The 21,846-nt window shown below is 53.5% G+C and carries 20 protein-coding genes and 1 rRNA gene; 13 read left to right on the top strand and 8 right to left on the bottom strand.

The window, feature by feature from the left end:
• Nucleotides 1–43: 43 nt before the first annotated feature.
• Nucleotides 44–159 (top strand): 5S ribosomal RNA (gene rrf, locus IMQ33_RS07980).
• A 279-nt stretch (nt 160–438) separates the two neighbouring features.
• Here rrf and mobB read toward each other — a convergent pair.
• Both mobB and mobA read right to left on the bottom strand, forming a co-directional pair.
• Nucleotides 439–960, bottom strand: coding sequence for a molybdopterin-guanine dinucleotide biosynthesis protein MobB (mobB, locus tag IMQ33_RS07985; protein ID WP_196061705.1), 522 nt, complete (start codon nt 958–960; stop codon nt 439–441).
• On the bottom strand, nt 957–1,547 hold the full coding sequence (gene mobA, locus IMQ33_RS07990) for a molybdenum cofactor guanylyltransferase MobA (protein WP_065683697.1): 591 nt from the start codon (nt 1,545–1,547) through the stop codon (nt 957–959). Before mobA ends, mobB begins: the two co-directional genes overlap by 4 nt.
• Before the next feature lie 151 nt (nt 1,548–1,698).
• Between mobA and IMQ33_RS07995 the strand changes: the two genes are divergently transcribed.
• From IMQ33_RS07995 to dsbA, 3 genes are all read left to right on the top strand, one after another.
• Entirely contained in the window at nt 1,699–1,968 is a 270-nt protein-coding gene (locus tag IMQ33_RS07995) for a YihD family protein (protein ID WP_024527814.1), read from the top strand.
• 93 nt (nt 1,969–2,061) lie between these two features.
• A complete protein-coding gene (locus IMQ33_RS08000; protein ID WP_196061706.1) occupies nt 2,062–3,048 on the top strand; it encodes a serine/threonine protein kinase in 987 nt (328 codons plus the stop codon).
• A gap of 29 nt (nt 3,049–3,077) precedes the next feature.
• Entirely contained in the window at nt 3,078–3,701 is a 624-nt protein-coding gene (dsbA, locus tag IMQ33_RS08005) for a thiol:disulfide interchange protein DsbA (protein WP_121608275.1), read from the top strand.
• A gap of 49 nt (nt 3,702–3,750) precedes the next feature.
• Here the strand turns inward: dsbA and IMQ33_RS08010 are convergent, their stop codons facing one another.
• Nucleotides 3,751–4,614, bottom strand: coding sequence for an acyltransferase (locus IMQ33_RS08010; protein WP_337925194.1), 864 nt, complete (start codon nt 4,612–4,614; stop codon nt 3,751–3,753).
• Here IMQ33_RS08010 and IMQ33_RS26135 point away from each other — a divergent pair.
• Both IMQ33_RS26135 and polA read left to right on the top strand, forming a co-directional pair.
• Nucleotides 4,499–4,738, top strand: coding sequence for a hypothetical protein (locus IMQ33_RS26135; protein WP_230326676.1), 240 nt, complete (start codon nt 4,499–4,501; stop codon nt 4,736–4,738). The genes IMQ33_RS08010 and IMQ33_RS26135 overlap by 116 nt on opposite strands.
• A gap of 402 nt (nt 4,739–5,140) precedes the next feature.
• Nucleotides 5,141–7,936, top strand: a complete 2,796-nt coding sequence (polA, locus tag IMQ33_RS08015) for a DNA polymerase I (protein ID WP_141133231.1) — start codon at nt 5,141–5,143, stop codon at nt 7,934–7,936.
• 554 nt (nt 7,937–8,490) lie between these two features.
• Here polA and yihA read toward each other — a convergent pair.
• Nucleotides 8,491–9,138 (bottom strand): ribosome biogenesis GTP-binding protein YihA/YsxC, encoded by a 648-nt coding sequence (yihA, locus tag IMQ33_RS08020; RefSeq protein ID WP_024482967.1) that lies wholly within the window; start codon nt 9,136–9,138, stop codon nt 8,491–8,493.
• Nucleotides 9,139–9,884: 746 nt separating this feature from the next.
• Here yihA and yihI point away from each other — a divergent pair.
• Entirely contained in the window at nt 9,885–10,433 is a 549-nt protein-coding gene (gene yihI / locus IMQ33_RS08025) for a Der GTPase-activating protein YihI (protein ID WP_024482966.1), read from the top strand.
• A 186-nt stretch (nt 10,434–10,619) separates the two neighbouring features.
• A complete protein-coding gene (hemN, locus tag IMQ33_RS08030) occupies nt 10,620–11,993 on the top strand; it encodes an oxygen-independent coproporphyrinogen III oxidase (protein ID WP_121608278.1) in 1,374 nt (457 codons plus the stop codon).
• Between the two features lie 48 nt (nt 11,994–12,041).
• Here hemN and IMQ33_RS08035 read toward each other — a convergent pair whose 3' ends face one another.
• The 4 genes from IMQ33_RS08035 to glnA all read right to left on the bottom strand — a co-directional run bounded on the left by IMQ33_RS08035 (nt 12,042) and on the right by glnA (nt 16,538).
• Nucleotides 12,042–12,164, bottom strand: coding sequence for a YshB family small membrane protein (locus tag IMQ33_RS08035; protein WP_137751101.1), 123 nt, complete (start codon nt 12,162–12,164; stop codon nt 12,042–12,044).
• 283 nt (nt 12,165–12,447) lie between these two features.
• Nucleotides 12,448–13,860, bottom strand: a complete 1,413-nt coding sequence (gene glnG, locus IMQ33_RS08040) for a nitrogen regulation protein NR(I) (RefSeq protein ID WP_024482964.1) — start codon at nt 13,858–13,860, stop codon at nt 12,448–12,450.
• A 10-nt stretch (nt 13,861–13,870) separates the two neighbouring features.
• Complete coding sequence (gene glnL, locus IMQ33_RS08045; protein ID WP_024482963.1) at nt 13,871–14,920, bottom strand: nitrogen regulation protein NR(II); 1,050 nt, start codon at nt 14,918–14,920, stop codon at nt 13,871–13,873.
• A gap of 208 nt (nt 14,921–15,128) precedes the next feature.
• Nucleotides 15,129–16,538 carry a glutamate--ammonia ligase gene (gene glnA / locus IMQ33_RS08050; protein WP_024527823.1) on the bottom strand — a complete coding sequence of 470 codons (1,410 nt, stop codon included), beginning with the start codon at nt 16,536–16,538 and terminating at the stop codon, nt 15,129–15,131.
• Nucleotides 16,539–16,908: 370 nt separating this feature from the next.
• Here glnA and typA point away from each other — a divergent pair, with 370 nt between their 5' ends.
• The 5 genes from typA to fabY all read left to right on the top strand — a co-directional run bounded on the left by typA (nt 16,909) and on the right by fabY (nt 21,835).
• Complete coding sequence (gene typA, locus IMQ33_RS08055; protein WP_059199303.1) at nt 16,909–18,732, top strand: ribosome-dependent GTPase TypA; 1,824 nt, start codon at nt 16,909–16,911, stop codon at nt 18,730–18,732.
• A 165-nt stretch (nt 18,733–18,897) separates the two neighbouring features.
• Nucleotides 18,898–19,488 carry a glucose-1-phosphatase gene (gene yihX / locus IMQ33_RS08060; protein WP_196061708.1) on the top strand — a complete coding sequence of 197 codons (591 nt, stop codon included), beginning with the start codon at nt 18,898–18,900 and terminating at the stop codon, nt 19,486–19,488.
• Between the two features lie 50 nt (nt 19,489–19,538).
• A complete protein-coding gene (locus tag IMQ33_RS08065) occupies nt 19,539–20,432 on the top strand; it encodes a virulence factor BrkB family protein (RefSeq protein WP_196061709.1) in 894 nt (297 codons plus the stop codon).
• The gene (gene dtd / locus IMQ33_RS08070) at nt 20,429–20,866 is read left to right on the top strand and encodes a D-aminoacyl-tRNA deacylase (protein ID WP_024527827.1); all 438 of its coding nucleotides are present in this window, start codon (nt 20,429–20,431) and stop codon (nt 20,864–20,866) included. Before IMQ33_RS08065 ends, dtd begins: the two co-directional genes overlap by 4 nt.
• A gap of 21 nt (nt 20,867–20,887) precedes the next feature.
• The gene (fabY, locus tag IMQ33_RS08075; protein ID WP_024482957.1) at nt 20,888–21,835 is read left to right on the top strand and encodes a fatty acid biosynthesis protein FabY; all 948 of its coding nucleotides are present in this window, start codon (nt 20,888–20,890) and stop codon (nt 21,833–21,835) included.
• Nucleotides 21,836–21,846: the final 11 nt, after the last annotated feature.

Consider the following 21,846-nt stretch of genomic DNA (forward strand, 5'->3'; position numbering starts at 1 on the left):
ATGGCGACACGAGAGTGAAGCGGTTGGAATGAAACAGAATTTGCCTGGCGGCAATAGCGCGGTGGTCCCACCTGACCCCATGCCGAACTCAGAAGTGAAACGCCGTAGCGCCGATGGTAGTGTGGGGTCTCCCCATGCGAGAGTAGGACACTGCCAGGCATCAATTAAGTAGAAAGCCTCATGCGAAAGCATGAGGCTTTTTGCTATGGGTCAAAAACAGAAAATGGCAGTGAAAGCCCCTCACCCCAGCCCTCTCCCAATGCAACGACCGGGAACATCCTGAACACTTGTGAAGGGGAGAGGGAGCAGACCGGCATCGTGGATGAGCCCGTACTGCTTCGGGAAGTCGGTGTCGTGAACCCGATTGCAGAAAGAATGAATAATATCAGCGAGCTCGATCGGTTCCCTCTCCTGGGGGAGAGGGTTAGGGTGAGGGGACTATGCCTTTGCCTGCTTCAGCCACTGAACGATAAACCCAGCGATCGTTTCAGGCTGATTGATATCTAACAAAGGCATAATGCCTTCAATCTTCTTGTCGCTGGCCACGGCAATGACGTGCTGATCCAACATATCTGCAAGCGGTTTGCCAATCTCCTCACGATAGAGAACAATTTTGCTGATCTGCTCATGCTTGAATCCTTCCACCAGGATCAAATCCACCTTGCTGTGATCGAATCTGCTGGCCAGATATTGGAGATCCAAAGGCTGTTGCTCCGGTGTTTCGCTCATTAATGCCCAGCGCCGATCGCTGGCAACCAGCGTCTGGTCTGCTCCGGCCTTGCGCAGTTCATAGCTGTCCTTGCCAGGCGTATCTACATCCATATCATGATGGCTATGTTTGATCAGACCAACGCGCACCTGCTGCTGTTTTAATAGCGGGATCAATTGCTTAAGCAGCGTGGTTTTACCTGTACCGCTATAGGCGGCGATAGCCAGCAAGGGGGGCATTAAACCCGTCATTGTTCACTCCCCTTTTCCTGCTGCCACTGTTGGCAATCTTCCGGGGTATTCAAATTACGGAAGGCGTCTTGCTGCCCACTGAACATCACCTGTTGTGCACCAATAGCCGCCATGAACAGCATCAATTTGCGTTCCCCTCGGGCTAGATAACGGGTGAGTTCATCAGCCAGACTGGTATGCAGTAAAGCGAAGGTAGGATGTTCACGCTCACCGTCGCTGGCATAGGAGGCCAAGGCATTGCCCTTATGCAACCAAAGCTGTTCTACCAGGTTGAGAGGGAAGTCGGGGACGTCGCAGGGTGCGCAGACAATCCATGGTGTGCGGGCATAAGTGAGGCCTGCCAATATGCCGGCTAAAGGGCCAGGGTAATCTGCCGTCAGATCGCCGACGACCTCTAAGCCGCTTTGCTGATAACATTGCTGATTGCGATTGGCACTGATGATCACCTGACTCACTTGCGGTGTTAATCGGCCCAGTACGTGCTGGTACAGGGTTTTATCCCCCACTTGAACCAATCCTTTATCTTTCCCTCCCATACGGGTAGAGCGCCCACCGGCCAGAATAACGCCGGTTATATTTGCATGCATAGTCATCATCCTGCCCCTCTCCAATGCCCTGATTGTAGCGCTAAACCTGTTCAGACATCATGATTTACCTTTATTGACACGCTGGTTCTTTCACTACGTAGTCAAGCCTGCTACTTTGTGGGTTTATCACTTCACTGGATGATATTTTGATATGAAAACGCATCGCGTAAACGAACTGATTGAGCTTTTGCACCCGGCCTGGCAGCAGGATCCCGATCTCAACCTGATTCAGTTTCTGCAAAAGCTGGCGCAGGAAGCGGGTTTTCAGGGTGAGTTAGGCGATCTGAGCGATGACATCTTGATCTATCACCTGAAAATGCGCGGCAGTGCGGGCACAGAACAGATCCCAGGCTTGAAGAAAGACTACGAAGACGACTTTAAAACGGCGTTGCTGCGTGCCCGTGGCGTGATAAAAGATTAGCATTCATACGGTGCGGTCATCAGTGGCGGTGATTAGTGCTACTCATTCTTATTCTTGGCACGCTGTTGTCATCTGGCGAACTGAACGGTTGTTATGAACAACTCTGCATTTAATTTTGAAACCCTTTCCCCCGATCTGATTATGGATGCGTTGGAAGGGATAGGTTTGCGTGTTGATTCTGGGCTGACGGCGCTCAACAGCTATGAAAACCGCGTTTACCAGTTTATGGATGAAGATCGTCAGCGTTACGTGGTGAAATTTTATCGCCCAGAGCGCTGGAGCGCCGAGCAAATCGGCGAAGAGCATCGGTTCGCGTTGGATTTATCGCACAACGAAATCCCGGCGGTCGCGCCACTGGTATTACAGGGAAATACGCTGCACACCCATGCAGGCTTTTTCTTTACCGTATTTCCGAGCGTCGGTGGCCGCCAGTATGAGATCGATAATCTGGAACAACTGGAGTGGGTCGGGCGTTTTCTTGGCCGTATCCACCAGGTGGGTAGCGAAAGCCTGTTTACCGAGCGGCCGACCATTGGCATTGAAGAGTATCTCACGGAGCCACGGCAGGTTCTGGCCAGCTGTGATTTAGTTCCCAAGGCCCAGCGCGAGACTTTCCTGCGGGCTACGGATACGCTGATTGACGCTATCAAACCGCACTGGCAGCTGGATTGGCAGCCGCTGCGTTTGCATGGCGACTGCCACCCAGGCAATATCTTGTGGCGTGATGGTCCGCTGTTCGTCGATCTTGACGATGCACGCAACGGGCCAGCAATACAGGATTTGTGGATGTTGTTACACGGCGAACGGCGCGATCGGCTGATGCAGCTGGATATCCTGCTGGAGGCCTATGGCGAATTTGCCGAATTTGATCAGCGCGAGCTGGCGTTGATCGAACCCTTGCGGGCCATGCGCATGGTGTATTACCTGGCATGGGTAGCACGCCGTTGGCAGGATCCCGCGTTTCCAAAAAGTTTCCCGTGGATGGCGGAGTCTGATTTCTGGTTATCTCAGACGGCGTCATTTACTGAACAGGTTAAGCTGTTGCAGGAACCTCCTCTGCAGCTCATGCCAATGTATTGAAGCGTTAACATAATGGAGAGTTTAGTGTTATGAAAAAAATTTGGTTGGCACTCGTTGGTATGGTGATGGCATTCAGTGCCTCCGCTGCGCAATTCAGTGACGGTACGCAATACATCACTTTGGATAAGCCGGTAACTGGCGAACCACAGGTGCTGGAATTCTTCTCTTTCTACTGCCCGCACTGCTACCAGTTTGAAGAGACTTACCATATCTCTGATGCGGTCAAAAAAGCGCTGCCTGAAGGCACCAAGATGACCAAGTACCATGTGGAATTCCTGGGGCCATTGGGTAAGCAATTAACTCAAGCCTGGGCAGTTGCCATGGCTCTGGGTGTAGAAGACAAAATTACTCAGCCAATGTTTGAAGCGATTCAGAAAACTCAAACCGTGCAAACGCCTGACGATATCCGCAAGGTATTCGTCAATGCTGGCGTAGCAGGCGAAGACTTTGACGCGGCTTTAAACAGCTTCGTGGTGAAATCTCTGGTGGCTCAGCAAGAGAAAGCAGCAGAAGATTTGCAACTGCGTGGCGTGCCAGCGGTATTTGTTAACGGCAAATACATGGTGAAAAATGATGGCCTGGATACCAGCAGCATGGACGTTTACGTCAAGCAATTTGCTGATGTCGTTAAGTTCCTGACCGAACAAAAGTAACCCGCAGCAAGAAATCAACGCCGGTTAACCCGGCGTTTTTTTTAACTTATTAACGCTTGAGCCTGTCAAGCAAACCATCTTTTTCCTGCCACAACGTATTCAGCCAAATCTGGAATTTACGTTTAAACAGTTTGTCATTGAAGTAGTCCCCGTGCAGCGATTCATCAATCGGCAGGCATTCAATCCTGACGACTACCCTTTGCAAACGGCCACACAACATATCCCTAAAGGGATGCTCACAGTTATCCGGATAGCATAAGGTGACATTCAGGATCTTATCAAATTGCTGACCAAGCACGCTAAGCGTAAAGGCGATCCCGGCAGCTTTGGGGGCGAGCAAATTGCGATAGGGTGAGCGGCTTTTAATTTTCTTGGCCTCGGTGAAACGAGAGCCCTCAACGAAATTGACGATGGTGGTCGGGCGCAGGCGAAACTTCTCGCAGGAACGCCGTGTGGTTTCGATATCCTGCCCGCTTTTCTCCGGATGTCTGTGCAGGTAGGCCCGCGAGTAGCGCTTCATAAAGGGCATATCCAGCGCCCAGCAGGCCAGGCCGACGAAGGGGATCCAGGCCAGTTGCTGTTTCAGGAAGTACTTATTCATAGGTATATGGTGACGGAATAACACACACAGCACCACAATGTCCGACCAACTTTCATGGTTGCTGATCAGCAAATACCAATTCTTTTTCTCCAGCCCGTGCAGCCCTTGAATATCACATTGCAAGCGGGGGTTAATTCGTAACAATACCGCCAGGCATTGGCACCAGCACCACATCATCAGGTCAGCAAAGGCTGAAATGTATCGCCAAACCGCGGGTATGGGGATCAAAAGCTTAATGATACCGGCCAAAACAATGGGAATGGAGCACAGCATCGTTACGCCAATGGCAAGCAGCGCAGAAAAGATAAAAATAACAGGGGCTAGCAATTTTGGCATGGGTTTAGTGCTGACGGTTGAAGGAAACATCGTTAGATACGTCAGTACGTACCAACAAAAAAATATTTTAACAGAATCCCGGCCAAGAATACGCGGCTAAAAGTAAGCGATCTTAACCGGGTAGAAATTGCCAGTTGTTTGCCGTTGGCGTGCAGGTTTTCAATCTTGTGCTATGGTCATTGAGGTGCCTAAATTGATTAAACGTGCGATTAAACTCCGGCCCCAGTTATATCCACAAATTACCGAAAACACGATAAATAGCAAAACCGCCCACTCCCTCTTTCAACAGTGTGATTTGTCTAGGAATTTTATTTCCCATTATAACGATATTATCTTCGTTATAATTCAGTCGCTAAACTATGCACAAAGTTATCCACAGGCAGGATCTTGCGGATCGCTTCACAGGATCTCATCTAATTTGGCCATATTGCACGCTAAGGTTCGTCACCAGCGGCTAGCTATGGCATGCTTACCCCAGTCCTTTTCACGAAAAAGAAACGTTATGGCCCAGATTGCAGAAAACCCATTAATCCTGGTGGATGGTTCCTCTTACCTTTACCGCGCCTACCATGCCTTCCCACCGCTGACAAACTCGGTCGGTGAGCCGACGGGAGCGATGTACGGTGTGCTGAACATGCTGCGCAGCCTGCTGCTGCAGTATACTCCCAGCCATGTGGCGGTGGTGTTTGATGCCAAAGGGAAGACCTTCCGTGACGAGCTGTTTGCCGAATATAAATCACATCGGCCACCGATGCCGGACGATTTGCGAGCGCAGATCGAACCGCTGCATCAGATGGTTAAAGCCATGGGCTTACCGCTGCTGGTTACACCCGGCGTAGAGGCTGATGACGTGATCGGCACCCTGGCGCTAGAGGCAGAAAAAGCGGGTCATGCCGTTTTGATCAGCACCGGCGACAAAGACATGGCTCAGTTGGTGACGCCGAATGTGACCCTGATCAATACCATGAACAACACCATTCTCGGCCCGCAGGAGGTCTGTGATAAATACGGCATCCCTCCTGAACTGATCATCGATTTCCTGGCGCTGATGGGGGATTCCTCAGATAACATCCCTGGCGTACCTGGGGTGGGTGAGAAAACGGCCCAGGCCCTGTTGCAAGGGTTAGGGGGCCTGGATCAGCTCTATGCCAATCTGGATAGCATTGCCACGCTAAGTTTCCGCGGTGCCAAGACCATGGCGGCCAAGCTGGAGCAGAATAAAGAGGTGGCCTACCTCTCTTACAAACTGGCGACGATCAAAACCGATGTTGAACTGGATCTGAAATGCAGTGAGCTGGAAGTGACCCCACCGGATGTCGATCAACTGCAGGCACTGTTTAAGCGCTACGAGTTCAAACGCTGGATGGCCGATGTTGAAGCGGGGACCTGGTTAGAAAACAAAGGGTCAGGCCGTAAGGCCAGCGCGGCGGCCAAGCCAGCCGCAACGGCAGAAGCACCAAGAGCTGCTGCAGAGCCTACCCTGTCGCAGGAAGGCTATGTCACCATTCTGGATGAGGAAACCTTCGCCGATTGGATGCAGCGCCTGAAACAGGCCGAAGTTTTCGCCTTCGATACCGAAACTGACGGCCTGGATACCCTGACGGCCAACCTGATCGGCCTGTCCTTCGCCATTGAGCCAGGCGTGGCGGCGTATCTGCCGGTTGCACACGATTATCTGGATGCTCCCCCACAGCTGGATCGTAACCACGTGCTGGCCACCCTGAAGCCGCTGCTGGAAGACGAGAAGGCGTTGAAGGTGGGGCAGAACCTGAAGTTTGATAAGAGCCTGCTGGCGCGCTATGACATCGATCTACGCGGTATCGCCTACGACACCATGCTGGAGTCCTACGTGCTCGACAGCGTCAGTGGCCGTCACGATATGGATAGCCTGGCCGATCGCTACCTTGGCCATAAAACCATTACCTTCGAAGAGATCGCGGGCAAAGGCAAAAAACAGTTAACCTTCAACCAGATCGCTCTTGAAGAGGCGGGCCCTTATGCGGCAGAAGATGCCGACGTTACGCTACAGCTGCATTTGGCGATGTGGCCGCAGTTGAAAGAGAGTGAAGGCCTGCTGACGGTATTCAATGAGATTGAAATGCCGCTGTTACCGGTGCTTTCCCATATCGAACGCACCGGGGTGCTGATCGATCCTAACATCCTCGCTGCTCACTCCATTGAATTGACCAAGCGCCTTGGCGAGCTTGAAGTGCAGGCCCATGAACTGGCAGAAGAGCCGTTTAATCTGGCCTCGACCAAGCAATTGCAGGCCATTTTGTATGAAAAGCAAAAGCTGCCGGTGCTGAAAAAGACCCCTGGCGGTGCTCCTTCAACCAATGAGGAAGTGCTGGCCGAGTTGGCGCTGGATTATCCGTTGCCGAAAGTGATCCTGGAATACCGTGGCCTGGCGAAGCTGAAAACCACCTATACCGACAAACTGCCGTTGATGATCAATCCGGTTAGCGGGCGGGTGCATACTTCTTATCACCAGGCGGTCACCGCCACCGGTCGCCTGTCATCCAGCGATCCAAACCTGCAAAACATCCCGGTACGTAACGATGAAGGGCGCCGTATCCGTCAGGCATTTATTGCGCCTGAGGGCTACCGTATTGTCGCGGCGGACTATTCGCAGATTGAACTGCGCATCATGGCCCATTTATCGCAGGACGAAGGCTTGCTCAAGGCGTTTGCTGAAGGTAAGGACATACACCGGGCAACGGCGGCAGAAGTCTTTGGTCTGGCGTTGGAGAAGGTCACCAACGAACAGCGTCGCAGTGCCAAGGCGATTAACTTTGGCCTGATCTATGGCATGAGCGCATTCGGTTTGGCTCGCCAGTTGGGGATCCCGCGCGGCGAAGCGCAGCGTTATATGGATCTGTACTTCGAGCGCTACCCTGGCGTGTTGGAGTATATGGAACGCACCCGTCAGCAGGCTGCCGAGCAGGGCTACGTCAGCACGCTGGATGGCCGCCGGTTGTATCTGCCGGACGTTCGCTCCAGTAACGGTATGCGTCGCAAGGCGGCCGAGAGAGCGGCGATTAACGCCCCTATGCAGGGCACTGCTGCGGATATCATCAAACGTGCGATGATTGAGGTGGATGCCTGGCTGCAAGGGCCTGAGAAGCCGCTGGTGCGCATGATCATGCAGGTACACGATGAACTGGTGTTTGAAATCCACGAGTCCGCCATCGAAGAGGCCAGCCTGCGTATTCATGAGTTGATGGAAAACAGCATGCAGTTGGCTGTTCCGCTGCGGGTGGATATCGGCGTAGGTAAAAACTGGGATGAGGCTCACTGATTACCTTGGGTGATGTGTTATGGCTAGTTTTCGCTAACTGGCGAAAACATAAGCATTTTTGGTAACTGAGCAACATCCTTCGGCGATTGTTTCGACTAAATTGGCGTTGTTAGTGCCCGGATCGTGTAAGTAAACTACAAAAAATTCTTTTGCAGCGTGAAAAAATGATGTAGAGTTACAGGCGTAGGGTACAGAGGTAAGATGTTCTATCTTTCAGACCTTTTACTTCACGTAATCGGATTTGGCTGAATATTTAGCCGCCCCAGTCAGTATTGACTGGGGCGTTTTTTATTGTAAAAACAACGTCAAAACCATCGATTTTAGTTATCCTCACCTTTCTCTCTCCCGCCGTTCCCTTGGCTGATTTATCTGCATTTATCTCCTGACAGCGCAACATCTGCCATAAGTTTTTGTGATGGTTTTTAGTCAAAATTGTAATTAGATAACGAAATGTGGCCTCGTGCGGTGTGATATCGGGCGTAAAAAAGCCGATGTCTCAGCATCGGCTCATTGGGCGCAGCATGCGGCGCCCCTACGAAATACCCGCAGCGGTATCATTCCCCGCCGATATCGTCTTCCGGCAGCACTTCCGGTGGGATCTCGTTAAACCAGGTATTCAACTTCTGGCTCAGTTTATCGACACCGATCTTTTTCGGTGACGAGAAGGCTTCTACCTGAATGTCACCCATAAATGGCAGCACGGCCTCACGCACCATATTGAGCTGCGCCTTGCGAGCGCCAGAGGCCAGCTTATCGGCCTTGGTCAGCAGGACCAGCACTGGCGTGCCAACGTCGACGGCCCACTGGATCATCTGTTGGTCCAGGTCTTTAAGCGGATGACGGATATCCATCAGCACCACCAGGCCTTTCAGGCAGTTACGCATTTGCAGGTATTCACCCAGCGCCCGCTGCCATTTCTTCTTCATCTCTTCTGGCACTTCGGCATAGCCATAGCCTGGCAGGTCGACCAGGCGAATGCCTTCTTCGACCTCGAACAGGTTAATCAGCTGGGTACGCCCCGGCGTTTTACTGGTACGTGCCAGGCCTTTCTGATTGGTCAGGGTATTCAGTGCGCTGGACTTCCCGGCGTTGGAGCGGCCGGCGAACGCAACTTCAATACCTTCATCCCCCGGCAGGTGGCGAATATCGGGCGCACTGGTGACGAAATGGGTCACATGGTAATTGTAGTTCTTGCTGGTCAAAATTTTTCGTCTCCGTGAGGATGGCTATCTGGTGGGCGATTATAACTGCATCAGCGCTAAAAGGGTGTGTTTCTCGGTTTTTAAGCGTTTTAACCACAGAGCCCTTGTGGCAAAAGGTCGCCTGCCATGTGAGACATTGACCATTCGAATTGGGGGTAATGTCGCTTTATTCGAAAGCTGTAAATATTTTATTTGTTATAAAACAGCATGTTGTAATTTCGTTAAGTAAAAGATCGCCGTAAGCCGCCTGTAGGTATCTTGAGCACATCCCATAAAAGCGTAAAGTAGGTTGCAAGGCAGGAGGCCAAGGAAACAGGAACATCCAGGAAGGGTGAAAAATCTCAGGGAATGCACAGGTAGTGTAATGAGTACTAGGATGATGGCAGATGGAATTGAAACTATTGGTGCCGGAGCGCACGAATAGTACACGGATGATGAAGTGACTGCAATCAGGACGCCCGCGGGAAGCGCACTCAGGAAGAGTGGAAGCGAATGGATCGCAGCACGGATGATTTTTTCTTTCAGGATGAAAGACGTAGTAGCAGGGAGCGCGGTTATCGCAGATGGAAAAACCGGGATGTTGAGTGTGCGCATGGAGCGCGGAGCAGGAATATCCTTCGAGTGAAGGTGCGAAATAGGCGGCAGGTTTTAACCTGCCGCCTTTTTTCTTTGTCTGCTTTCTGCTAGATTCCGCCGCAACCGTATAGCAATTCTATACTGGATCTACATACCTAAGAGTAAAAGCCATGAACCAGCCATCAAAAGCACCTCGCGGCCCACGCAGCAGCGCGGCGACGTCAAAAAGTAAAAAGAAAAGTCGTGTGGAGCTCGATCAGGAAGCGCGCGAGCGCAAGCGTCTGAAAAAGCGCCGTGGCCTGGCTTCCGGTTCACGTACCCAGGTTGAGTCTGCCAACCAGAAAAATAAAACCGGTGCGCAACCCAAAGATCCTCGTCTCGGCAGTAAAGTGCCGGTTGCGCTGGTGGTTGACGCTAAAGTGAAGGCGACCAAGCCGCAGCCAAAACCGAAGGCGGAAAAACCGCGCCTCACGCCAGAAGAAGAACTGACCAAGCTGGAAAACGATGAGCGTCTGGATGCCTTGCTGGATCGCCTGGATGAAGGCGCCAAGCTGAGCGCGGAAGATCAGGCTTACGTCGATCAAACCCTGGATCGTATCGATGCGCTGATGGAGCAGTTAGGCATCGAACTGGGTGATGAAGACGACGAAGAGCCGGAAGAGAAGCAGGAAGACATTCTGAAACTGCTGAAAGGCGGTAACCCGAAAGACGTATTTTAAGCGGTTATGTGGCTGATCCCGGCAATAGCCCTACTGTTGACATGTTATCTACTGTGGTTATTCGGTAAACTGTGGCGGCTGTCGAAGCGCAAAACGCGTTTTCGCAGCGCTTCCGCGGCCAGACAGCGTAGACAACTGCCCATTTCCCGGCCCGGTAGGAAAAAATATCGGAAGGAGTGAGCAAGCATGTCAGAACAGACCATTGTCTGGGATTTGGCCCTGATCCAAAAATATAACTATTCAGGCCCGCGTTATACGTCATACCCCACGGCGCTGGAGTTCAACCAGGGCTACGACGAAGCTGCGTTCCAACGCGCAGCTACGCGCTACCCTGAGCGCCCGCTGTCGCTGTATGTCCATATTCCCTTCTGTCATAAGCTCTGCTATTTCTGCGGCTGCAATAAGCTGGTCACACGCCAGACTCACAAGGCCGATGAATACCTGGCCGTGCTGGAGCGTGAAATCATCGCACGTGCCCCCTTGTTTGCCGGCCGCAAGGTCAGCCAACTGCATTGGGGCGGCGGTACGCCAACCTATCTCGATAAGCAGCAAATCAGCCGCTTGGTCGCCATGCTACGCCAGCACTTTGATTTCCAGCCAGAAATGGAGATGTCGATCGAAGTTGATCCACGGGAAATCGAGCTGGACGTGCTGGACCACCTGCGTGCCGAAGGCTTCAACCGCCTTAGCATGGGGGTGCAGGACTTCAATAAAGAAGTGCAGCGTCTGGTTAACCGCGAGCAGGATGAAGAGTTCATTTTTGCCCTGATCGCCCGGGCTAAAGCGCTAGGCTTCAACTCGACCAATATCGATCTGATTTACGGCCTGCCGAAGCAGACGCCAGAAAGTTTTGCCTTCACGCTGCAGCGGGTGGCGGAGCTCAATCCGGATCGCCTGAGCGTATTTAACTACGCTCATATGCCGAACCTGTTTGCTGCCCAACGTAAAATCAAGGACGCCGATCTACCTAGCGCCCAGCAGAAACTCGATATTCTGCAGCAAACGATCGCTTCGCTGACGGAGTCGGGCTATCAGTTTATCGGCATGGACCATTTTGCCCGGCCGAACGATGAGCTGGCCATTGCCCAACGCGAAGGCAAGCTGCACCGCAATTTCCAGGGTTACACCACCCAAGGGGACAGCGATCTGCTGGGCCTGGGGGTTTCCGCCATTAGCATGCTGGGTGACAGCTACGCGCAGAACCAGAAAGAGCTGAAGGTGTATTACGCTAATGTGGAAGAGCAGGGGAACGCCCTGTGGCGTGGCCTGGCGATGACGGAAGATGACTGCCTGCGCCGTGATGTGATCAAGACGCTAATCTGTAATTTCCAGCTGGCTTATCAACCGATTGAGCAGCAATACGGCATTGCGTTTGCGGATTACTTTGCCGCCGATCTGGAATTGCTGGCGCCGTTCGAACGTGACGGGCTGGTGGAGCGAGATGACCACGGCATTCGCGTCACGCCTCGTGGGCGCTTGCTGATCCGCAATATCTGCATGTGCTTCGATATCTACCTGCGTAAACAGGCCCGCGCCCAACAGTTCTCCCGGGTTATCTGACGCGCAACACCACGGCGGATGTGTAGAGGCGCAGCGTACTGCGCCCTGTTAACTGAAGAAATTTATCAGTGCCGCGCACAACACCGTGGCAACTGCCGCCTGCGGTGAATGGCTGACGGCAGAGCCGACGTCTGCGCCTTGGGTAAGAAAGACGATGAGTGTATCCAGCATCAAAAGCCTCCTGAGTTTGCGTTTCGATCATACTGCTCCCGCATATCCGGTAAAAGCCTTAAATTGCTGGTTTTTTGTGCGCTGGATTGTATTTTTAATCATCAAGTTCCCCTCACCCCAACCCTCAGCCCACAGGGAGAGGGAGCTGGTACGGAGTTGATATCAGGTATGGAGTTATTCTGTGGCACTTCTCAAGAACAATGTAGCAGTTGAGCGCAGGGGTAATTTGTAGCACGTTAGGTCCCCTCTCCCTTTGGGAGAGGGTTAGGGTGAGGGGTATTACTTACTCCATCCCTAATTCTTTCAGCTTACGCGTTAAGGTATTCCGGCCCCATCCCAACAGGCGGGCAGCTTCCTGCTTGTGCCCCTGGGTATGCCGTAGCGCGGTAGTGAGCAAGGTGCGCTCCATTTCCGGCTGAGCTTCGGACAACAGGTTTTGATGACCGGAACGTAACGCCCGGTCGGCCCACTGTGCCAACAACGTGGCCCAACTGTCCGGCAAGCCGTGGCTACTGGCTTGCGGCGCGGCGGTTTCAAACAGTTCCGAGGGCAGATCCTGGATCAGCACTTCTTGTCCGGCGGCCATCACGGTCAGCCAGCGGCAGGTGTTTTCCAACTGGCGTACGTTGCCCGGCCACGGCAGGCGAGTGAGGGCGGTTTCGGTTTCCGGATGCAGGTTCTTCGCCTCCACACCCAACTCTTTCGCGGCCACCTGTAGGAAATAGCGCGCCAGGCGCGGAATATCCTCACGGCGTTCGCGCAGCGGCGGCAGATGTACGCGGATCACGTTCAGGCGGTGGAACAGATCCTCACGGAATTTACCCTCTTGGACGCGCAACTCCAGGTTCTGGTGGGTAGCGGCAATAATACGCACATCTACCTTCACCGGCGCATAGCCACCCACACGATAGAACTGGCCGTCCGCCAACACCCGCAGCAAGCGGGTTTGCACATCCAGCGGCATATCCCCGATTTCATCCAGGAACAGCGTGCCACCGTCGGCCTGTTCAAAACGGCCCTGGCGGATCTGATTAGCGCCGGTAAATGCCCCTTTCTCATGGCCGAACAGTTCAGATTCGATCAGGTCTTTGGGGATCGCGGCCATGTTCAGGGCGATAAATGGTGATTTGACGCGCGGGCTGTGGCGATGCAGCGCATGGGCAACCAGCTCTTTCCCTGTTCCCGACTCCCCGTTGATCAGCACGCTGATGGAGGAACGCGACAGACGCCCAATAATGCGGAATACATCCTGCATCGCCGGGGCCTCACCAATAATATCGGCGACGGGATCGTTGGCGGGTTGGTTGCGAGCGGGTTGCTGCTGCTCTTGATAGTGGCTGATGGCACGCTCTACCAGCGCGACGGCCTCGTCAATATCAAAGGGTTTTGGCAGGTAATCGAACGCCCCTTGTTGATAGGCGCTAACCGCCGCGTCCAGATCCGAATGCGCCGTCATTATGATGACCGGGAGCATCGGGTGACGCTGTTTGATCTGCTTGAGCAGCGCCAGGCCATCCATACCCGGCATGCGGATATCTGACAGCAGCACGTCGGGAGTTTGCGTGGCCAATGCTTCCAACACGGCATTGCCGCTGTCGAAGGTGACGCTGTTCACCCCGGCTCCGGTGAGCGCACGTTCGAGCACCCAGCGGATGGAGCTATCGTCATCGACGATCCAGACTATCCCTCGTTGCATAGCACAAACCTCACTGGCGAATAGGCAGGAAAACCGAGAATTCGGTGTGACCTGGCCAACTGTTGAATTCAATTTTTCCGCAATGCTGATCGATTAGATTACGGGCGATGGATAACCCCAGGCCGGTACCGCCTTCGCGGCCGCTGACCATCGGGTAGAACAGAGTGTCTTGTAACAGGGCCGGTACGCCCGGGCCGTCATCCTCAACATCGATCCGTGCCGCCAGCCGGTAGCGGGTGCCGTGCAGGGTGATCTGAAACGCGGTACGCGTGCGCAGCGTGATGGTGCCACCGGTTTCGCTCAGCGCCTGCAGCGCGTTGCGGGTGATATTGAGCAACACCTGCTCGATTTGATCGGGATCGTGCGCCAGTTCCGGCAGACTTGGGTCGTAATCACGCACCAGCGTGACGTTATCGGGTTTCTCCAACGACACCAGTTGGAAGACCCGTTCCGCTACCTGATGGATACTCTGGGTAATATGTTGGCCGGGGCGCTGTGGCCCTAGCAGGCGATCTACCAGATTACGCAGCCGATCGGCCTGTTCGATGATCACCTTGGTGTATTCCGTCAGCGAAGGGTCTGGCAAAGCTTTCGCCAGCAACTGCGCGGCACCCCGCAAACCGCCGAGCGGATTTTTGATTTCATGGGCCAAGCCACGCACCAGATCGCGAGCCGCAACCTGTTGAGCGTGCTGTAACTGCTCCTGGCTGAGGCGACGCTGATTGTCCATTGGGGCCAGCTCAAGCAGAATAAAGCCTTCAGGCAGCGCCTGAGCGGTCAGGGAGAGGATATGGGCGCGGCTGTCGACCACCAGGGTCACTTCGTTATCGGTAAAGCCCTGGCCGGCATGCAGGCTTTCGCGCATCAGATCGATATTCAGCGAAAAATAACCGAGTAAATCGGGCAGCGGTGTACCGAAAAGTTTACGAGAACTCTGTGCCAGCAGCTGTTGCGCCGCCGGATTGGCGTAGTGGATCGCCAGTGTGTCATCCAACAGCAAAATGCTGTTGATGAGAGAATTGAGGATCTGCCCAGCATCGGGCAGCTTGCCGGTTGCCATACAGCAGTCTCCTGCACCTTTTTAGTGCATCCATCCTACTCCATCCGCAACCATCACGGTATGAAATAGTTTTGCAGAACATACGGTGGAGAAAAAAGCCCATCCGAAGATGGGCTAAAAGTTTCCACGGCAACAAAAAAACGGCTTAGATAAATAGCGAGCGATGCGCCATCCGTAGACAGCGCGGGTAAGGCTTAAACGCTATGACTTAAACGCTGTAGTACAGTTCGAACTCAACCGGGTGTGGCGTCATGCGCACGCGATCCATCTCTTCTTTACGCAATTCGATGTAGGCATCGATCGCGTCGTCAGTGAATACGCCACCGCGGGTCAGGAATTCACGGTCTTCGTTCAGTGCGGCCATTGCTTCATCCAGTGAGCCAGCTACTTTTGGAATCTCAGCTTCTTCTTCCGGCGGCAGGTCATACAGGTTTTTATCCATGGCATCGCCAGGGTGGATCTTGTTGATCACGCCATCCAGGCCAGCCATCAGCAGCGCGGCGAAGCACAGGTATGGGTTAGCCGCTGGGTCCGGGAAGCGGGCTTCGATACGGCGCGCTTTCGGGCTGGCAACCACTGGGATACGGATAGACGCAGAGCGGTTACGGGCAGAGTAAGCCAGCATAACCGGCGCTTCATAGCCTGGGACCAGACGCTTGTATGAGTTGGTAGTCGGGTTGGCCAGGGCGTTGATCGCTTTAGCGTGTTTGATGATGCCGCCAATGTAGAACAGCGCCATTTCAGACAGGCCGCCGTACTTGTCGCCAGCGAACAGGTTGGTACCGTTCTTGGACAGTGACATGTGGCAGTGCATACCTGAGCCGTTATCGCCGAACATCGGTTTTGGCATGAAGGTCGCGGTTTTGCCAAATGCGTGAGCCACGTTGTGAACCACGTATTTGTAGATTTGGATTTCGTCGGCTTTCTTGGTCATGGTGTTGAAGCGGGTAGCCACTTCGTTCTGACCGGCGGTTGCCACTTCGTGGTGGTGAGCTTCAACCACCAGGCCCATTTCTTCCATGGTCAGACACATGGTAGAACGGATGTCCTGTGAAGAGTCGACCGGTGGTACTGGGAAGTAACCGCCTTTTACCGCTGGACGGTGGCCTTTGTTGCCGCCTTCGTATTTGGTGCTGGTGTTCCAGGCGCCCTCGATGTCATCAATGCTGACATGGGAACCACGGATGCTGCTGCCAAAGCGCACGTCGTCAAACAGGAAGAACTCAGGTTCTGGCCCGAACAGCACGGTATCGGCGATGCCGGAAGAGCGCAGGAAGTCTTCAGCACGTTTGGAGATCGAACGTGGGTCACGATCGTAGCCCTGCATGGTGCCTGGCTCGAGGATGTCACAACGAATGATCAGGGTAGATTCTTCGAAGAACGGATCCAGAACCGCCGTGCTGGCGTCTGGCATCAGTACCATGTCAGATTCGTTGATGCCCTTCCAACCACCGATTGAGGAGCCGTCAAACATTTTACCTTCTTCGAAGAAGTCGGCATTTACCTGATGAGCAGGGATGGTGACGTGTTGTTCTTTACCCTTGGTGTCAGTGAAACGCAGGTCTACGAATTTCACTTCATGCTCATTCAGCATCGTCAAAACGTGTTCAGCGGACATACTTAACTCTCCCGGATTTATCGTTGTCATCGTCGTGGAACGAATCTGTGTGATGGCCTGTTTTTGCCCTGTGTAGACTAAAGCGAAAACTGTGCCAACTTTATAAAAGCGAAAAAATCGCCGGTTTGTGCGGGTTTTGCTCTTTGCCAGTATGCACCATTAGCGATGCAATGCACTATGGTGGTGCAAATAACCTGGGGTGGGGCACTGGAATGGTGCAAATCATCATCGATTGCTGCTTTTTGCACCGTGAAAGGGATCACAAACTAGCCTGTACACAGTTGTTTATAAGAGAGTGTTGTGATCTTGTTTAGTACCTCGCTTAATACGTGTACAATAGCGCGCTATTTCTAATGCCTGAGGCAAAGCTGTGATCGAAAATTTGCGTAACATCGCCATTATTGCCCACGTTGACCATGGTAAGACCACCCTGGTTGACAAGTTGCTGCAACAATCCGGTACTTTCGGAGAGCGTTCAGAAGCGACAGAACGCGTAATGGACTCCAACGATTTGGAGAAAGAGCGTGGGATTACCATCCTCGCAAAAAACACCGCCATTAATTGGAAAGACTACCGCATCAACATCGTAGACACCCCAGGACACGCCGATTTCGGCGGCGAGGTAGAGCGCGTGATGTCAATGGTCGACTCGGTGCTGCTGGTTGTGGATGCAATGGATGGCCCAATGCCGCAAACCCGTTTCGTGACCAAGAAAGCGTTTGCTAATGGTCTGAAACCGATCGTGGTAATCAACAAGGTTGACCGCCCTGGCGCGCGTCCTGACTGGGTTGTGGATCAGGTCTTCGACCTGTTCGTTAACCTGGACGCTACCGACGAACAGCTCGACTTCCCAATCATCTATGCATCCGCATTGATGGGTATCGCGGGTCTGGACCATAACGATATGGCCGAAGACATGACTCCGCTGTACCAGGCGATTGTCGATCACGTCTCTGCGCCGCAGGTTGAGCTGGAAGCACCTTTCCAGATGCAGATCTCGCAGCTGGACTACAACAACTACGTGGGCGTTATCGGCATCGGCCGTATCAAGCGTGGTAAAGTCAAGCCTAACCAGCAGATCACCCTGATCGACAGCGAAGGCAAAACCCGTAACGGTAAAATCGGTAAAGTGCTGACCCATATGGGTCTGGAACGTATCGAAGCCACCGTTGCCGAAGCGGGCGACATCGTTGCCATCACCGGCCTGGGCGAGCTGAACATCTCTGACACCATTTGTGATGTGAACGCGGTTGAAGCGTTGCCAGCACTGTCGGTTGATGAACCTACCGTAAGCATGTTCTTTAACGTCAATACCTCACCGTTCTGTGGTAAAGAAGGCAAGTTCGTGACTTCACGCCAAATCCTTGAGCGTCTGAACAAGGAACTGGTACACAACGTGGCGTTGCGCGTTGAAGAAACCGAAGATGCTGATGCATTCCGTGTTTCAGGCCGTGGTGAACTTCACCTGTCGGTTCTGATCGAAAACATGCGTCGTGAAGGTTTTGAACTGGCGGTTTCCCGTCCGAAAGTTATCTTCCGTGAAATCGATGGCCGCAAGCAAGAGCCGTTCGAGAACGTGACGCTGGACATCGAAGAACAGCACCAGGGTTCTGTGATGCAGGCGATGGGTGAGCGTAAAGCTGACCTGAAAAACATGGATCCAGATGGCAAGGGCCGTGTGCGTCTTGACTACGTGATCCCAAGCCGTGGCCTGATCGGTTTCCGTAACGAATTCATGACCATGACTTCTGGTACCGGTCTGCTGTACTCCACCTTCAGCCACTACGACGATGTGCGTCCGGGCGAAGTGGGCCAGCGTCAGAACGGCGTGCTGATCTCTAACGGCCAGGGCAAAGCGGTAGCGTTCGCTCTGTACGGTCTGCAAGATCGCGGTAAGCTGTTCCTGGGCCACGGTGCTGAAGTGTATGAAGGCCAGATCATCGGTATTCACTCACGTTCTAACGACCTGACCGTGAACTGCCTGACCGGTAAGAAACTGACCAACATGCGTGCATCGGGTACCGATGAAGCGACTACCCTGGTTCCGGCCATCAAAATGTCTCTGGAGCAAGCTCTGGAATTCATCGATGATGACGAACTGGTAGAAGTCACGCCAATCTCGATCCGTATCCGTAAGCGTCACCTGACGGAAAACGATCGTAAGCGTGCCAACCGCGGTCCTAAAGAAGCTTAATTCGCCGATTTAATCCGCAATACTTAGGGCGTGTCACAGCGCCCTGAGTTTTTTCCTCTGTCTTTCCCCCTTTCTGCGGCGCGCCATGCGCTTTTCACACTGCTCCCTGTTCAGCCTTAACTTTTCCCGTTACAGTGAAATCTCACTGGCCCATGGGAGAGGACTATGCTGTATATCTTTGATTTAGGTAATGTGATTGTCGATATCGATTTCAAACGTGTACTGGGCGTGTGGAGCAACCTGAGCGGCACACCGCTGGCGACGTTGTCCGAACGTTTTAGCATGGGTGAGGTATTCCAACAGCATGAGCGCGGCGAGATTAGCGACGAAGACTTTGCGGCAAAACTCTGTGAAGAAATGGGGATAGCGCTCAGCTACGAGCAGTTTGCCACCGGCTGGCAGGCGGTGTTTGTTGCCCTGCGCCCTGAAGTGATCGAGATTATGCACCGTCTGCGCAACGAGGGGCATCGCGTGGTGGTGTTATCGAATACCAACCGCCTGCACTGTAATTATTGGCCTCAGCACTACCCTCAGGTCGCTGAAGCAGCCGATCACATGTATCTGTCGCAGGATCTTGGCATGCGTAAACCCGATGCCAACATCTATCAGCACGTACTGAAGGCGGAAAACACCCCGGCGGATCAAGCGGTATTCTTTGACGATGTGGCGGCGAACGTAGAAGCGGCCGCAGCGCTGGGGATCAAGGCGGTGCACGTCATCGATCGCCAGGTTGTACCGGCTTATTTTGCTCAATAATCACCGTACGTTAAGCTTAAGGCGTCCAGACTGACATTTAGGATGAAGCTATGTCGTTTTTCCGCCGCAAAAAGCTGCCATCGTCGATCAAACCCGGAATAACCTTCGGGCGGTTGCTGATTAAACGTATTGATGAGGATGGCCTGACCATGTTGGCGGGCCATCTGGCCTATGTCTCGCTACTTTCCCTGGTGCCGCTGATCACCGTGGTATTTGCGCTGTTTGCCGTTTTCCCGATGTTTGCGGATATCAGCGTGCAGCTAAAAAGCTTTATTTTCTCCAACTTTATGCCTGCCGCCGGTAACGTGCTGCAACGTTACCTGGAGCAGTTTGTTGCCAACTCCAGCAAGATGACCGCCGTGGGGATCTGCGGCCTGATTGTCACCGCGCTGCTGCTGATCTATTCGGTGGATAGCGTGTTGAACACCATCTGGCGCAGTAAGAACCAACGGCCGATCGTGGTTTCCTTTGCCGTTTACTGGATGGTGCTGACCCTTGGCCCGCTGTTGGTGGGGGCCAGTATGGCGATCAGCTCTTATCTGTTGTCGCTAAATTGGTTAGCGCAAACCGGCGTTAACAGCCTGGTAGATGAGGTGCTGCGCATCTTCCCGCTGATCCTGTCCTGGGTCTCTTTCTGGTTGTTATACAGCGTGGTACCTACGGTACGCGTGCCTGCGAAAGATGCGCTGGTTGGGGCGCTGGTGGCAGGGGTGCTGTTCGAGCTGGGTAAGAAAGGCTTTGCGATGTATGTCACCATGTTCCCTTCCTACCAGTTGATCTACGGCGTGCTGGCGGTGATCCCGATTTTATTTTTATGGGTCTACTGGAGCTGGTGTATCGTGTTATTGGGTGCCGAAATCACCGTTACGATGGGCGAGTACCGTCTTTACCGGCAGCAGAAAGCAGAACAACAGCAAAAACAGGAGCAGGAAGGAACGTTATGATTGCGTTAATTCAACGGGTATTAAACGCCAGCGTTACGGTAGAAGGTCAGACGGTAGGCAAGATTGGCCCCGGTTTGTTAGTGTTATTGGGCGTCGAGCAGGACGATAACGAGCAAAAAGCCCAACGCCTGTGTGAGCGGGTGCTGGGGTATCGCATCTTCGGCGACGAGGATGACAAAATGAATCTCAACGTTCAGCAGGCTGGTGGTAGCCTGTTGGTGGTGTCGCAGTTCACCCTGGTAGCCGATACCCAGAAAGGCATGCGGCCGAGTTTTTCGCGCGGTGCGGTGCCGCAGGAGGCCGATCGGCTATACCGCTATTTTGTTGGGCAGTGCCAGGAACGTGGTATTGAAACCCAGACCGGTGAGTTTGCCGCCGATATGCAGGTGGCATTGGTGAACGATGGCCCGGTGACGTTCTGGCTGCAGGTTTAAAGATCACAAGAGAAGGCGTCTATGTATCACCTACGAGTACCCGTTACAGAACAAGAACTGAAAGACTATTACCAGTTTCGCTGGGAGATGCTGCGCAAGCCATTACACCAGCCGGTGGGTTCGGAAAAGGATGCCTACGACGCCATGGCGCACCATCAGATGGTGGTGGATGAGAACGGCCGGATTGTGGCGATTGGCCGTCTGTATATCAATGCCGATAACGAAGCCGCTATCCGCTTCCTGGCGGTTGATCCCACGGTGCAGGACAAAGGCCTTGGCACGCTGGTGGCGATGACCCTGGAGTCTGTAGCGCGCCAGGAAGGGGTAAAACGGGTGGTGTGTAGCGCCCGTGAGGATGCGGTAGACTTCTTTGCCAAGCTGGGCTTTATTAACCAGGGCGAAATCACTGCGCCGCAAACTACGCCGATCCGCCATTACCTGATGATCAAACCCGTCGCCACGCTGGACGATATTCTGCATCGCCCCGACTGGTGCGGGCAGCTGCAGCAAGCCTGGTATGAACATATCCCGCTTAGTGAAAAGATGGGGGTGCGCATCAGCCAATATACCGGCCAACGCTTTGTTACCACCATGCCGGAAGTGGGTAATCAGAATCCTCACCATACGCTGTTTGCCGGTAGCCTGTTCTCCCTGGCAACGTTGACCGCCTGGGGGCTGATCTGGCTGCTGCTGCGTGAGCGTCATCTGGGGGGCACGATTATTCTGGCAGACGCCCACATTCGCTACAGCAAACCGATCACCGGCAGGCCGAGGGCAGTAGCCGATCTTAGCTCACTGAGTGGCGATCTCGCCCGTTTGGCGCGTGGCCGCCGGGCGCGCGTGCAGGCAGAAGTGCATTTATTCGGTGATGATGACAAAGGGGCAGTATTTGAGGGCACCTATATGGTGCTGCCTGCCGAACCGGAAGAGCCGTTGGACAAGGGCGGTTCAGAGCCGATAGCGAGCTGAGCATCAAGCTC

Source organism: Serratia sp. Res13-Sevr-LER1-36-b, assembly GCF_015673035.1.
In the GTDB taxonomy this organism is placed as follows: Bacteria; Pseudomonadota; Gammaproteobacteria; order Enterobacterales; family Enterobacteriaceae; genus Chania; species Chania fonticola_C.